This window comes from Luteibacter sp. W1I16, from assembly GCF_050434905.1.
Taxonomy (GTDB): domain Bacteria; phylum Pseudomonadota; class Gammaproteobacteria; order Xanthomonadales; family Rhodanobacteraceae; genus Luteibacter.
Genome location: NZ_JBNDJJ010000001.1, coordinates 100,356 through 112,672, shown reverse-complemented (window position 1 = coordinate 112,672; position 12,317 = coordinate 100,356). Strand labels below are relative to the sequence as shown.

Below are 12,317 nucleotides of genomic sequence, written 5' to 3'. Positions count from 1 at the left end.
GCATGGACAACGAAACGCATACCCCCATCATGCTTTACCTCCCCCTTGCCCAGCGGAACAACGCGTTTCCCTGGGAGGTCTTCCACGACACCCATCGCATGGGTACCTTCGCCACGCAGGACGAAGGCTTCCGGCATGCCCTCCGGTTGGCCGACAGCCTCGGCCGTCGAACCGGCCGGCGCGTTCGACTGAAGGTCGAAGGTGACAATGGCGTGTGGGAAACGGTCGACGCCTTCGTTCCCGGAAGCGTGGAGGCGTAGCACGTATGCGAGGCATTCACGCGGCGCATCTGATCGCATGACATGCCCCTCCCTAGCATTGGTGCTTTCCAACCAGCGCGGAGACCACCATGGCGGTAAAAACGATCGAAGACCTCTTCATCCATGAGCTTTCGGATATCTACAGCGCCGAGAAGCAGTTGACCAAGGCACTGCCGCGCCTCGCCCGTGCCGCCACGGCGCCGGAGCTGAAACAGGCATTCGAAACGCACCTGGAGGAGACCCAGGGGCAGGTGGAACGCATCGACCAGATCGTCGAGGCGCTCGGCATCCGTCTCAAACGGATCAAGTGCGCGGCGATGGAAGGCCTTGTGGAGGAAGGCAAGGAAGTGATCGACGAGGTCGAAGCCGGCCCGTTGCGCGACGCGGCGTTGATCGGTGGTGCGCAGAAGGTCGAGCACTATGAGATCGCCTCGTACGGCACGCTGTCGGCCCTTGCCAAGCAGCTCGGCTACAAGGACGCGATTCCCCTTCTGCAGGCGACACTGAAGGAAGAAAAGGCGACCGACGAGAAGCTGACGATACTTGCCGAGCAAGCGGGCAACCAGCGCGCCGCCGAGAAGTCACGGGCCGCCTGATCCACCGAACCACATGTCACGCCCCGCGGTGCTCCGAGGAGAGGCCGCGGGGCCAACCGGAGAACCGCGTGGTTTCGCCTCCGCTCGTTGTGATGGGCGCGTCGACCGGAGGCGTCGAGGCCTTGAGGTCGGTCTGCGCCGGCCTTCCCGCCGGTTTTCCCGCCGCGGTGCTTGTCGTGCTCCACGTGGATGCCCATGCCAGCATCCTGCCGAGCATCCTTTCGCAACGGGCGGTGTTGCCGGTGGCGCACGCGTTCGACGGTGAACCCATCGAGGCGGGCCGGATCTATGTCGCTCCGCCGGACTATCACATGCTCGTCGACGGGGCGGCCATCGTCCTGGATCGCGGACCGAAGGAGCACCACACCCGTCCGGCCCTCGATCCCTTGTTTCGCAGCGCGGCCGAGCACGCCGGTGCGCGGGTGATCGCGGTGGTGCTCACCGGCGATCTCAATGACGGGACAGCAGGCGTGCACTACGTGAAACGCGCCGGTGGCACGGCGATCGTCCAGGACCCCGACGAAGCGGTGGCACCCGCCATGCCGCTAGGCGCGCTGCGCCACGCCAGGGTCGACCACCGGCTGCCCCTTACGGATATCCCGGTCTTTCTTTCTCGTTGGGCGGTCGAGCAGGGCCTTCCGGCAGTCGCCCCCGGGAGGGGGCATGCCATGGCCAAGCTTCCGCCAAGACCGGATGCCGATCCGCATTCGACCGACCGCACCCCCTTCGTCTGCCCTTCCTGCAAAGGTTCGTTGATGCGCGGGGACGATGACGGCCTGCAAGAGTTCCGCTGCTACGTGGGGCATCGGTTCACCCTGGAGACCCTGGCGCATGCCCAGGGCCAGTCCACGGATGAATCACTGTGGTCGTCGTACCGTGCGTTGTGCGAAAAGGCGATGCTCCTGCACTTGCTTGCCGAGGATGCGCGGAGCGTGGGCGAGGAAGAGCGCGCGGCGATGTACGCCGACAATGCCAGGGAAGCGGAGCGCCTGGCGGTCATCGCCCTGGAACTGACCCGGCGCGCCGCGGGAACGCTGGCCGAACCCGATCCGGAACGTTGACAGAGGAGTTGGAAACCATGGGACGCATCGCACGCACCGTGTTCACGCAACCAGGTGACATCCAGCGCATCGAGCGATGGGTGGAAGAACTCGCCATCAATGCGCGCGTTCGCGTACATGTCGCCGAAGGCGAGCCGGTGGAAGGCATCGTCGCGGTGACGCCGACGGTCCAGGTATTCAAGACGGCGGACGACGAGGAGGGCATCAATGGCACCGTAAAGCTCGAGGACCCGCGGCAACCCGGATGGAGCGGCCTGGTGTGGCTGGGCGACATCACCCGTGTGGAACACCTGGACTCCGTCACCATGGGGGCGACGAAGGCCTGACCCGCCCCCGGGGCTCAGGCGCGCATGTCGACCGTGACCGTCCGCGGGCCCTCCTGTTCTTCCACGAACGCGACGATGCGCGTATCGATGCGCCGGAAGGAGAGGTCGAGACGCTGTCCGCCGACGTCGAGGCCACGCAGCCGCAGGCGGTCGATGCCAGAGGGCAGCGCGGGCCGCTCCACCAGGACACGACCCCGTTTGCCGTCGATGCGCAAGCCGAGGCACGCCTGGAGCAGCATGAACACCGAGCCCGAGGCCCACGCTTGCGGCAGGCACGCGACGGGATAGGCGACGGGCGGCTGCCCCGCGCTGCGTTCGAAACCGCAGAACAACTCCGGCAGGCGCATGCCGAAATGCGAGGCCGCCTCGAACAGGTCCGAGAGCAACCGCACCACGCCTTCGCGCTCCCCGTAGCGCGACATGCCCGACGCGCAGACGGCGACATCGTGCGGCCATACCGACCCGTTGTGGTACGACATCGGGTTGAAGCGGACGGTATCGACGGCGAGCGTGCGCACGCCCCAGCCGCTGTCGAGCGGACGCGACAGCAGCTGCCGCGCGACGGCCTCCGCGCGATGCCGGCGGGGCAGGCCCACGAAAAGGAGGTGACCCGCATTGGAACTGCGCACCGCGCATGGACGTCCCGTGCCGTCGAGGGCGAGCGCGTAGAAGCTCGCGTCCTCCATCCAGAACATCCGTTCCACCGTCCTGCGCATCGTCTGCGCACGCTGTCGCCAGTGCGGGACCGCTGCCGCGTCGTCCATCCATTCCGCCAGTTCGGCCATGTCGCGATAGGCGCGATAGGCGTAGCCCTGCACCTCGACGAGAGCGATCGGTCCCTCCACGTGCGACCCGTCCGCGTGGAATACCGAGTCGTGGCTGTCCTTCCAGCCCTGGTTCACCAGGCCGGTGGCTTCGCCGCGCGCATACGCGATGAGCCCGTGGGGATGCGCGGCCGCGCGGGCTTCGAGCCAGCCCGCGGCCGCGTTCAGCGCGGGCCATACCGACTGGATGAATGCCTTGTCGCCTGTGCGCCGCGCATAGGCACCGGCCAGCATGACGAACAGCGGTGTCGTATCGACGCCGCCGTAGTACCGGCCGAAAGGCAGTTCGTTGGCGGCGGCCATCTCGCCTTTGCGCGTCTCGTGCATGATCTTGCCCGGCTCGGAATCGCGGAAAGCCGAGGTTTCGTGCGCCTGGTTTTCGGCCAGGTACGCGAGCACGCCCCTGGCCAGCCCCGGGTCGAACCAGAGCGTCTGCATCGACGTGATGATCGCGTCCCGGCCGAACGGCGTGGAGAACCAGGGAATCCCGGCATAGGGGTAGGGACCGGTAGGCATGTCCGTGGTGAGCAGGGCGAGGTCCGCCCGGGATTTGTCCAGCCACGACTGGAACGGACGTCCCGACGTCAGCAGGCGTGCACCGCGCTGCCGTCGTAGCCGCAGGCTTCGCCACGCACGGGCCGCGGATTGTCGAAAGCGCGCGCGCGAGGGTTCGGCGTGATCCGGCCCGACTTCCATGTAGAGCGTCCACCCGCCGCGCGGTGCGAGCGCGATATCGAACTCGGCGCAGCGCTCGTCGAGCCGGTGTGGCGGTTCGGAGTAGTCGATCGATACCGACCGCGTCACGTCGTCGAGTCCGCGATAGCGAAGGCCGACGCCGCGCTCGTGCAGGTCGGGCGTCATGCCTTCCCCGCGCCTGGCGCGCCGTTGGCCACGCACCTCGAACATGTCCCGGAAGTCCGCGCCAAAACCGAGCCGCAGCGTGGCGCCGGCGGCCAGGTCGCTGTAGTTCGCGAGTTGGATCCGTTCGAAGATCCGGCCAGCCCAGATGAAGCGCTTGCGCTCGATGTGCATGACCGCTTTCGGTGTGGGATTCTCGCCCAGCGACGGTAGCGGCTCGTTGGTCATGTGGGCCGTGAAGTAAAGGTTGTCCTGGCTCACGCCGCTGGACAGAAGCGAAGGCCGTTCGCCCGCCAGGGTGAGGGTGAGTTCGGAGAGCACGCGCGTGTCTTCGCGAAAGAGGCCGTCCGCGGCGCCGGAGACGTCGCCACGGGCATCGGCCACGAGGAAGGTATCGCCTTCCTTCAGCGCGAACTGGGAGAGCGGAGCGGGCTCCTTTTCTTTTACCGAAGTGTCCATGGGATCCTCAGGCACGTTGCAGGAGGGTGTCTTTGCGCGCCGGTCCATCGAGCAGCCTTTCGTACAGATCGACGTAGCGGAGCGCCATGGCGCGTGCGGTGAAGCGCCGTTCGAAAACCTGCCGGATGTGGCGACGGTCCAGCGATGCGGCGCGGAAGACGGCTTCGACGGCTTCGTCCCTGCCGTCGACGACGAAACCGGTCACCCCCTCGTCCACCACCTCGGGGACCGCGCCGAACGGTGTCGCGATGACCGGCGTTCCGCAGGCCATGGCTTCGATCATCACCAATCCGAACGGTTCCGGCCAGTCGATGGGAAAAAGGAGGGCGCGGGCGTTGCCGAGGAAGGCCGGCTTCTCCGCATCGCCGATCTCGCCGATGAAGTCGATGCCCGGCAGTCCCAGCAAGGGGCGGATCGACTGCTCGAAATAGTCGCGGTCGGCATGGTCGACCTTGGCGGCGATCTTCAGCGGCATGTTCGCTGCGCGGGCGATGGCCACGGCGCGATCCAGGCCTTTTTCGGGCGAGGCCCTGCCGAGGAAAGCGAGGTAATCGCCGGCGGGTTCGTCCACGAAGCGGTACGGCGCCGGGTCCAGTCCATGCGGAACGTTGCCGGCCCAATGGGCCGATGCGATGGGCGCACGTTGCGAGAGGGAGATCGACGCCAGCGGGTACATCGTCCACCGGGCATACGCACCCGTGAGGTCGTCGATGTCCAGCCGCCCATGCACGGTCGTCAGGGTGCGCTCCGCGAGCGCCTCGAACAAGGGAAAGTGCAGCAGTTCCAGGTGAAAATGCAGGATGTCGAATTCGTCGCCGCGCGAACGCACGTGATCCAGCATGCACAGGTGAGACGCCAGTTCCGACTTCAGTGGCGCGGGATCGAGACGTACCGCGCAGGTCCGGCCGGGAACCAGGCGGGCGCGCGTCATGGCATCCGCCGCGGCGAACAGGGTCACGTCATGGCCGAGTTCGACGAGTGCGTTGCAAAGATGCGCCACGACGCGCTCGGTGCCGCCATAAAGCCGTGGGGGAACGGCTTCCGTCAATGGCGATATCTGCGCGATTTTCATCGGCCACCGGTCGATGTACCGCCTACCGCGCGATCGCGATGCGGACGATCGACAGGACCGAAAGGACCGCCACGAGGAGCAGCACCAGCCGGGTCAGGATCACCGACCAGAAACCCAGCCAGTGGGTGTGGATATAGTCTTCGTAGATGTTGCGCAGGCCCAGTTCGGTATGCCAGCAGACGAGGATGATGAAGCTCGCCATCAGGGTGGCATTCACCGGATGGCCGATCGACGCGCGCACGGTCGCGTAATCGGAGCGGAGCAGGGTCAGCACGAGGATCACGAACCAGACCGATAGCGCGGCCAGCGCGATCGAGGTGAACTGCATTGCCATCCAGGCGCCGGCGCCCGACTTCGCCGATCCGATGTTCCGTGCACGTTTGAGCGGATTGCGCAGATCGCTCGTCATGTCAGTGCCGTATGTCGTCGTTGCCGGAGCGCACTTCCTGCGCGGCACGCGGTTCCAGCTTGCGCGGCGCGCCTTCGCGTTCGGGGAAGAGGCGGCGGGTCAGTTCCGTGGTGTTGAGATGGGTCAGGTCCTTGGCGAGGTCGTCGACCTGGGTGTCGGCCACCGCGGCATCCAGCTGCGCGCGGATCAGCCCGAGGAAACGTGGTGCGGCCACGATGCGGAGCTGGGCGAAGCGCTTTTGCTGGCGTCGTTCGGTGAGCGTGGCGGCCACACGCCGTGCGAAACGCTCGGCCTCCAGGTGAAGTTCTGACTCCCCGGCCGAGGCGGTGACCGTGCCGGTACCCAGGGCGGGCGCACCGCCGGCTCCGCCGGCGATGCTGGGAGCGCGGCGGCCGTGGGCATCGTCGCGTAAGGCCGCTTCGCGATTGGGGGCGTCGTCGCGCAGCGTTTCCACTTCGTGAAGGAGTCCTTGCCCGGGCAGCTCTAAGAATCGCGCGGTCTTCTCGTCCGCTACGACGACCCAGGTAGTGTCCTTCGACGAGGAACGGTTGTTCATGGTGTCTCCAAACGTTTTCGAAGTCGCCGGACGATGCTGATACTTGGCCGGCGGAGGGCGCGCGCACGATGCCTAAGCCCGGCTTCACGTCGCTGAACGGGTCAGCTGGCCAGGCTGTGTTCGGCGAGGACGAGGGCCCGGTCGACCGCCAGCAAGAGTTCGCCGCGCGTGAACGGCTTCAGCAGCCGGGAGGCATAGCAGGGCGCGCCCGTCAGATCGGCCTGGGCATCCGACAGCATCAGGACCGTCGGCAGCATGCCGAGCATGTCGCGGCAATCCGCAAGATAGGAGCCGACGGCATCCTGGGCATGGGCGGGGACGCAGGCGACCAGCAGTTGCGGGCAGCGACTCTCCGACAGGCGCGCGGCGCCGAGGTGGGTCGTGGCGACCACCGCCTCATAGCCCATCTCGACCAATGCCTCCTTCACCACCCAGGCGAGGTCGGCCATCGGTTCGATGATCACGGCGAGCGGACGGCCGCCGCTCAAGAAAAACGCTCCGCCGCAGCGGGTACGAAGAGATGCACGTCGGGACCCCTATAGGAACGTGGCCCTTCGATGGACCACCGGTTCAGCGTGCACTTCACTTTGCAGCGGATTTGCCTAGGAAGATCACCGCGATGCTGATGTTGCTGAACGGGCATCGCGTCGCCTGGAGGCCGGGGAAGGGCGGAACGGAAGTACCGCCGCTCACGAATTGGCCTACTATCGCGCGATGAACACATCGCCTTCACCCCGCGGCAGGCTCGCATGCGTCGGCATGGGCATGACCCTGGGCTCGCATCTGACACCGCTGGCCCGCAGTCATATCGAGCAGGCGGATGTGGTGTTCGCGGCGCTATCCGACGGCATCGTCGAGGCATGGCTGCGGCGCATGCATGAGGACGTGCGCAGCCTTCAGCCCTATTACGAGGAAGGCAAGTCACGCATGACGACCTACCGCCAGTGGGTCGACGTGATGATGACCGAAGTGCGCTCCGGCAAGCAGGTTTGCGGCGTCTTCTACGGCCATCCGGGTATCTTCGCCTGGTCGCCGCACAAGGCGGTCGAGGTCGCCCGTTCAGAAGGATTCGTGGCACACATGGAGCCTGGCATTTCGGCCGAGGATTGCCTGTACGCCGACCTCGGCATCGATCCGGGCCGCTTCGGTTGCCAGCACTTCGAAGCCAGCCAGTTGCTGTTCTACGAGCGCCGCATCGACCCAACGGGTTACCTGGTGCTATGGCAGGTCGGCGTCGTCGGCGACCGGTCGCTGGCACGGCTGCACACCGGAGGTGCTTACCGCCAGGTGCTCGTGGACGTGCTGAGCCGCGACTATCCCCTGGATCACGAGATCATCGTCTACCGCGGGGCGACGCTACCGATCCAGAAGCCGGGCATACGCTGCATTCTCCTGCGGGACCTTCCCCATGTATCCCTGACGCCCGAGGAAACGGTGGTGCTTCCGCCCGCATCCGTCCTGAAGGCGAACCTGGCCGTTCGCGAGAGGCTGGCCACCCTCGACGCGATGCAGGCACCGGGTCATCCGTAAAGAAGTAGGGGTGGCTGCCGTCACAGTGCTCAATCGCAGCGCTGGCGGCATGGCAGGGATATGAGATGAAGGACACGATCGAGTTGCTGGAAGCCATCGGGTGCGATGCATCACTGCGCCATGCGCCCACGGACGAGCTGGTGGGGGTTCTCGAACGTGCCGGGGCGTCCACCGCCCTGAGCGCCGCCGTGGCGACCGGTGACAGCGCACGGCTGGCCGACGAGTTCGGGCACCTGCTGATGCACATGCCACAGATATCGCAAGTTCCAGGCTGCGAGGACGACGAGGTCGAGGAGCAGGTGCCCCACGATGACGGCCCGGACGACCGCGAAGCACCTTCGCAGGACGTATAGGCTGAAACGCATGCCCAGCACGAGCGGTCGCGTCCGGTACTGGCCCCTGAGGTGGGGCCTGCTGGCGTGCGCGCTCTGGCACCTTCCGGTCGTCGCCGCGACGCCTCCGGGCGATCCCGCGGCCTTCCTGATCGAGACCGAAAGCCTGCGCACGAAGGACCATCCGCAGTTCGTGCGGCGGCTCGCTGAGATCCGGCCCGAAGTGCCGCGACTTGCCCCTGCGGCGCTATGGCATTTTCGCTATCTGGATGCATGGGAAACCATGTTCGAGGGCGATTACGCCAAGTCGGAGGCGCTGCTGCACGAGGTCATCGACCAGTCCGGCGATGCGACGCTCGCTGCCAAGTCGTCGGCCTTGCTATTGACCAACCTCGGCGCGAACCGTCGCTACGAGGAAGCCTTCGCCTTGGCCAACCGGCTGACGACAGGCCTGCCGGCGGTGAAGGATTCACTGGCGCGGTCGATGCTGCTGATGAACCTGTCGCAGATGTTCAACCTGGCCGGGCAGACCGACCTCGCCATCCAGTACGCCGACATGATGGAGCGTGCGACGCCAGCGGGCGACTCGCTGTGCTATCCGCGCTCGCTCCGCGTGGCCGCGCTGAACGACGGCAAGCGCCTCGGTTCGTCCAGCCCCGAGTTGTCGCGGGCGATCGACACGTGTGCCACCGCGGGGCAGCAGGTGATCGCCAACACCATGCGCCTGGTGCTTATCGACCGGCTGCTCGACGAACACCAGGCGCGCAAGGCTCTTGCGCTGCTCGATACCATCGCACCGCGCATCCGCGAAAATCAGTATTACCCACACATTCTCTCGTCGCAGGTGCAGCGCGCGAAGGCCTACGAGGAACTCGGCGACGACCCGCGAGCAAAGACCGCCGCGCTCGCCGCCGTGGCCCTGGTCGCCCCCAGCGATCTGAGCGAGTGGGCGAGGGATGCCTATGGCGTGCTTTACGGCGTCGCGAAGCGCCAGGGGGACAGCGCGGCAGCGCTTTCGTACTACGAGCAGTACGTCATCCAGGACAAGGGCTACCTCAACGACATCACTGCGAGGGGGCTCGCATTCGAGTTGAGCAAGCAGCACCTTCTCGTTCAGAAACTGGAGACGGAACGGCTGGCCAGGCAGAACAGCATCCTGCGCCTGCAGAAGGCCTTGGAGACCAAGGCCGTGGAGACCAGCCGGCTCTATATCGTCCTGCTGCTGTTGTTCCTGGCGTCGGTCGTGTTCTGGCTGTTGCGGATCAAGCGCTCGCAGCTTCGGTTCCGCAAGCTGTCATGGCACGACGGCCTGACCGGCATCTTCAATCGCCAGCATTTCATGAACGAGGCCGGGCGCAACCTGCGTTTGCTGGAGAAGCGTAAGTGGGATGCCTGCCTGGTCTTCATCGACCTGGATCATTTCAAGCAGATCAACGACACGCATGGCCATGCCATGGGCGATCTCGTGCTGAAGCATGCCGTGGCCATCTGCCAGCAACAGTTGCGTCCGGGTGACGTGTTCGGCCGCTTGGGCGGCGAGGAATTCGGCATGCTGCTGGTGGGCTGTCCGGCCGAGCGGGGCCTGCCCATCGTCGAGCGCCTACGCATGGCCATCGAGGCATCGCCGGTCACCGAGGAGGGAACCGTGATCCCGTTCTCCACGAGTGCCGGCCTGGCCGCCACGGCGACCTCGGGCTACGACCTGCAACGGCTATGCAGGGAGGCCGACATCGCGCTGTACAAAGCCAAGCGCGGCGGGCGCAACCGCGTGGTGGCGGGGGCGCCCGACAGCGTCGCCGAATCCTAGGCGATCAGAGGTCGAACGAAGCCGAGACGTAAAACGTGCGCGGCGTGCCCTGGGTCAGGTAACCGCCGTTCGCCGATACCCAATAGCCCTTGTTGGTCACGTTCTGCACGGTGAGGCGGAAGGTCACCGGCACGCCTTCGAGGTGCGCCGTGGTGCGGGCGCCGATGTCGTAGGTGGTCCAGGCCGGTACGTCCAGCGTGTTGGCCGTATCGAGGTATTGCTTGCCGGTGCGCACGGCGCGGGCGCTGAGGGTGACGTCCGGGGTATGCGGGACATCCCACTCCACGCCCGCATTGGCCTGGAAGCGCGGCACGCCGATGCCGTCGTTGCCATCGTTCAGGCCGCCCTGGGTCTTCACGAGTTCCGGTTTGATGTAGTTGGCACCACCCAGCACGCGCACGCCGTCGACTGGCTGGCCGAAGAAGCTCCACTCGATGCCGCGATTACGCTGCTCGCCATCCACCACGAAGGTGTTCCCTGCGTTGACATACGCGCTGGGCTGTTTGATCTGGAACAGGCCGAGGCTGCTGCCGATCGTGCCCGCGTCCCACTTCACGCCGATCTCGTTCTGCTTGGATTTATAGGGGGCGAAGACCTGGCCCGCATTGGTGACCGGCCGGTTGTTGAAGGTTTCCGGCGCCTGGTCGCCCTGGGTCAGCGCCTCGATGTGGTTGGCGTAGATCGACCACTGGTCGGCAAGACGGAAGTTCACGCCGGCGACGGGGCTGGTCGTGTACTGCTGGTATTCCGAATTCTTCGCGCCCTCGACGCCGTCGACCGCATAGGCATAGCCGATGGTGTGCAGTTTCTGGCGGCGGGCGCCCAGCGTCACCTGCAGGCGGTCGTCCATGAAGCCGAGCGTGTCGGACACGGCGAGGCTGCGAAGCTGCGTGCGGCCGGTGATACCGGGATCGCTGATGGGGCCGACGTTGTACGCGAAGTCCGGCACCGGAGCATAGGTGGGCGAATAGATATTGGTACGGATCGGATCGAGCGATCCGGCATAGGCCGCCTTCTTGCGGAAGCTCAACGCCGAGAAACCGACGTTCACGCGGTGGGTGACCTCGCCGGTGTCGAAATGCGCGTTGAAACCCGCTTCGCCCGTGGCCGTGTCCGCGATATACGGCACGGTGAACCGCGTTTCGGTCGCGTTGCCGGCGGTGTCCACGAGAGTGGGGCTCACATAGTCGCCGAACTCGTTGCCATGGTGCGCACCCGCGGCCACGTAGCCCGTGAGCCAGGGCGTGAAGTCGTATTCGGCGCGGACGACGCCGAAGGTGTCTTCCAGCGAGGAGTTGGACCAGGGCTGGGCGTAATTGGTTTTCGCCGAGGGCGCACGCGGCACGCGGTCGAGACCACTGGCGAAGACGACGGCGCGGCCCCCCGTGATCACCTGTTTCTGATAGCCGAGATCGGTGGTGATGCGCAATTTCTCGCCCTGGTAATCGAAGGCGACCGAAGCGGCCGTGACGCGGCGCTGCTCCCCGTCGATGGCGGTGTTGCCGTCACGATGTACGGCATTCACGCGCACGCCGAAGGCATCGCCAGCGCCGAAGCGGCGGCCGATATCCACGCTGCCGCCCACCTGGCTGTCGCTGCCCCAATCCAGGCCGACGCGGGTGACCGGCTGCGCTTCCGCGCGCTTCGGCGCGATGTTGATGCTTCCGCCGACGCCGGAACCGGACGGGCTGATGCCGTTGAGGAAGGCGCTGGCACCCTTGAACACTTCCACGCGGCTGACCAGTTCCGGCGCGAGCAGCTGGCGGGGCAGCAGGCCGTAAAGACCATCGAACGCGATGTCGTCGCTATAGACCTGGAAACCACGGATGGTGAAGGTCTGCGAGAAATTGCCATAACCGAAACCGGTGCGCACGGCGGGATCGTTGGAGACCACGTCGCCGAGGGTGCGCGCCTGCTGGTTGCGGATCAGCGTGTCCGTGTAACTGGTGATCGCAAAGGGCACGTTCATCGAGTCCTGGTTGCCCAGCACGCCGAACCGTCCACCGCGCGCTACCTGGCCACCGGCGTATTCCGCGGTGGGCGCCGCGACATTGGCCTCCACCTGCACACCCGAGAGGGTGGTGCTGTTGTCGCGGGCTTTCTGCTGCGCATCGGTATCGTCGGCGGCATGCGCCGACGTGGCGAGCAGGACGCCGGCGAGGGCGGCCGAAACGGAGAGGGTGAGGACGTGGCGGCGGAAGGGGACGGCGGACATGGAACTCCCAGC

Annotated in this window: 13 protein-coding genes; 7 read left to right on the top strand and 6 right to left on the bottom strand. The window is 66.1% G+C overall.

The window, feature by feature from the left end; all coding sequences use genetic code 11:
- Nucleotides 1-2: 2 nt before the first annotated feature.
- The 4 genes from QFZ41_RS00490 (at nt 3) to QFZ41_RS00475 (ending at nt 2,243) form a co-directional block, all read left to right on the top strand.
- Nucleotides 3-260, top strand: coding sequence for a hypothetical protein (locus tag QFZ41_RS00490; protein WP_429196869.1), 258 nt, complete (start codon nt 3-5; stop codon nt 258-260).
- A gap of 89 nt (nt 261-349) precedes the next feature.
- Nucleotides 350-856: a ferritin-like domain-containing protein gene (locus QFZ41_RS00485; protein ID WP_429196867.1), complete on the top strand. Its 507-nt coding sequence runs from the start codon at nt 350-352 to the stop codon at nt 854-856.
- A gap of 68 nt (nt 857-924) precedes the next feature.
- Entirely contained in the window at nt 925-1,917 is a 993-nt protein-coding gene (locus tag QFZ41_RS00480; RefSeq protein WP_429196865.1) for a chemotaxis protein CheB, read from the top strand.
- Nucleotides 1,918-1,934: 17 nt separating this feature from the next.
- Nucleotides 1,935-2,243: a DUF3247 family protein gene (locus QFZ41_RS00475; protein WP_429196863.1), complete on the top strand. Its 309-nt coding sequence runs from the start codon at nt 1,935-1,937 to the stop codon at nt 2,241-2,243.
- A 14-nt stretch (nt 2,244-2,257) separates the two neighbouring features.
- Here the strand turns inward: QFZ41_RS00475 and QFZ41_RS00470 are convergent, their stop codons facing one another.
- The 5 genes from QFZ41_RS00470 to QFZ41_RS00450 form a co-directional block, all read right to left on the bottom strand.
- Nucleotides 2,258-4,384, bottom strand: coding sequence for an amylo-alpha-1,6-glucosidase (locus tag QFZ41_RS00470; protein ID WP_429196861.1), 2,127 nt, complete (start codon nt 4,382-4,384; stop codon nt 2,258-2,260).
- A 7-nt stretch (nt 4,385-4,391) separates the two neighbouring features.
- On the bottom strand, nt 4,392-5,456 hold the full coding sequence (locus tag QFZ41_RS00465) for a glycosyltransferase family 4 protein (protein ID WP_429196859.1): 1,065 nt from the start codon (nt 5,454-5,456) through the stop codon (nt 4,392-4,394).
- Between the two features lie 22 nt (nt 5,457-5,478).
- Nucleotides 5,479-5,865, bottom strand: coding sequence for a succinate dehydrogenase, hydrophobic membrane anchor protein (gene sdhD, locus QFZ41_RS00460; RefSeq protein ID WP_429196857.1), 387 nt, complete (start codon nt 5,863-5,865; stop codon nt 5,479-5,481).
- 1 nt (nt 5,866) lies between these two features.
- Nucleotides 5,867-6,421, bottom strand: coding sequence for a host attachment protein (locus QFZ41_RS00455; protein ID WP_429196855.1), 555 nt, complete (start codon nt 6,419-6,421; stop codon nt 5,867-5,869).
- A 101-nt stretch (nt 6,422-6,522) separates the two neighbouring features.
- On the bottom strand, nt 6,523-6,909 hold the full coding sequence (locus QFZ41_RS00450; protein WP_429196853.1) for a hypothetical protein: 387 nt from the start codon (nt 6,907-6,909) through the stop codon (nt 6,523-6,525).
- Nucleotides 6,910-7,135: 226 nt separating this feature from the next.
- On the opposite strand from QFZ41_RS00450, the gene QFZ41_RS00445 reads away from it, so the two are divergent.
- From QFZ41_RS00445 to QFZ41_RS00435, 3 genes are all read left to right on the top strand, one after another.
- Nucleotides 7,136-7,951 (top strand): SAM-dependent methyltransferase, encoded by an 816-nt coding sequence (locus QFZ41_RS00445; RefSeq protein WP_429196851.1) that lies wholly within the window; start codon nt 7,136-7,138, stop codon nt 7,949-7,951.
- A 65-nt stretch (nt 7,952-8,016) separates the two neighbouring features.
- Nucleotides 8,017-8,304, top strand: coding sequence for a hypothetical protein (locus QFZ41_RS00440; protein ID WP_429196849.1), 288 nt, complete (start codon nt 8,017-8,019; stop codon nt 8,302-8,304).
- 10 nt (nt 8,305-8,314) lie between these two features.
- Nucleotides 8,315-10,090 carry a GGDEF domain-containing protein gene (locus QFZ41_RS00435; protein ID WP_429196847.1) on the top strand — a complete coding sequence of 592 codons (1,776 nt, stop codon included), beginning with the start codon at nt 8,315-8,317 and terminating at the stop codon, nt 10,088-10,090.
- A 4-nt stretch (nt 10,091-10,094) separates the two neighbouring features.
- Here the strand turns inward: QFZ41_RS00435 and QFZ41_RS00430 are convergent, their stop codons facing one another.
- A complete protein-coding gene (locus tag QFZ41_RS00430) occupies nt 10,095-12,305 on the bottom strand; it encodes a TonB-dependent receptor (protein ID WP_429196845.1) in 2,211 nt (736 codons plus the stop codon).
- Nucleotides 12,306-12,317: the final 12 nt, after the last annotated feature.

Bases quoted from the DNA above. Each gene is read 5' to 3' on its own strand.
- QFZ41_RS00490 (WP_429196869.1), top strand. From the start codon at position 3: ATGGACAACGAAACGCATACCCCCATCATGCTTTACCTCCCCCTTGCC.
- QFZ41_RS00485 (WP_429196867.1), top strand. From the start codon at position 350: ATGGCGGTAAAAACGATCGAAGACCTCTTCATCCATGAGCTTTCGGAT.
- QFZ41_RS00475 (WP_429196863.1), top strand. From the start codon at position 1,935: ATGGGACGCATCGCACGCACCGTGTTCACGCAACCAGGTGACATCCAG.
- QFZ41_RS00470 (WP_429196861.1), bottom strand. From the start codon at position 4,384: ATGGACACTTCGGTAAAAGAAAAGGAGCCCGCTCCGCTCTCCCAGTTC.
- QFZ41_RS00465 (WP_429196859.1), bottom strand. From the start codon at position 5,456: ATGAAAATCGCGCAGATATCGCCATTGACGGAAGCCGTTCCCCCACGG.
- sdhD (WP_429196857.1), bottom strand. From the start codon at position 5,865: ATGACGAGCGATCTGCGCAATCCGCTCAAACGTGCACGGAACATCGGA.
- QFZ41_RS00455 (WP_429196855.1), bottom strand. From the start codon at position 6,421: ATGAACAACCGTTCCTCGTCGAAGGACACTACCTGGGTCGTCGTAGCG.
- QFZ41_RS00445 (WP_429196851.1), top strand. From the start codon at position 7,136: ATGAACACATCGCCTTCACCCCGCGGCAGGCTCGCATGCGTCGGCATG.
- QFZ41_RS00440 (WP_429196849.1), top strand. From the start codon at position 8,017: ATGAAGGACACGATCGAGTTGCTGGAAGCCATCGGGTGCGATGCATCA.
- QFZ41_RS00435 (WP_429196847.1), top strand. From the start codon at position 8,315: ATGCCCAGCACGAGCGGTCGCGTCCGGTACTGGCCCCTGAGGTGGGGC.
- QFZ41_RS00430 (WP_429196845.1), bottom strand. From the start codon at position 12,305: ATGTCCGCCGTCCCCTTCCGCCGCCACGTCCTCACCCTCTCCGTTTCG.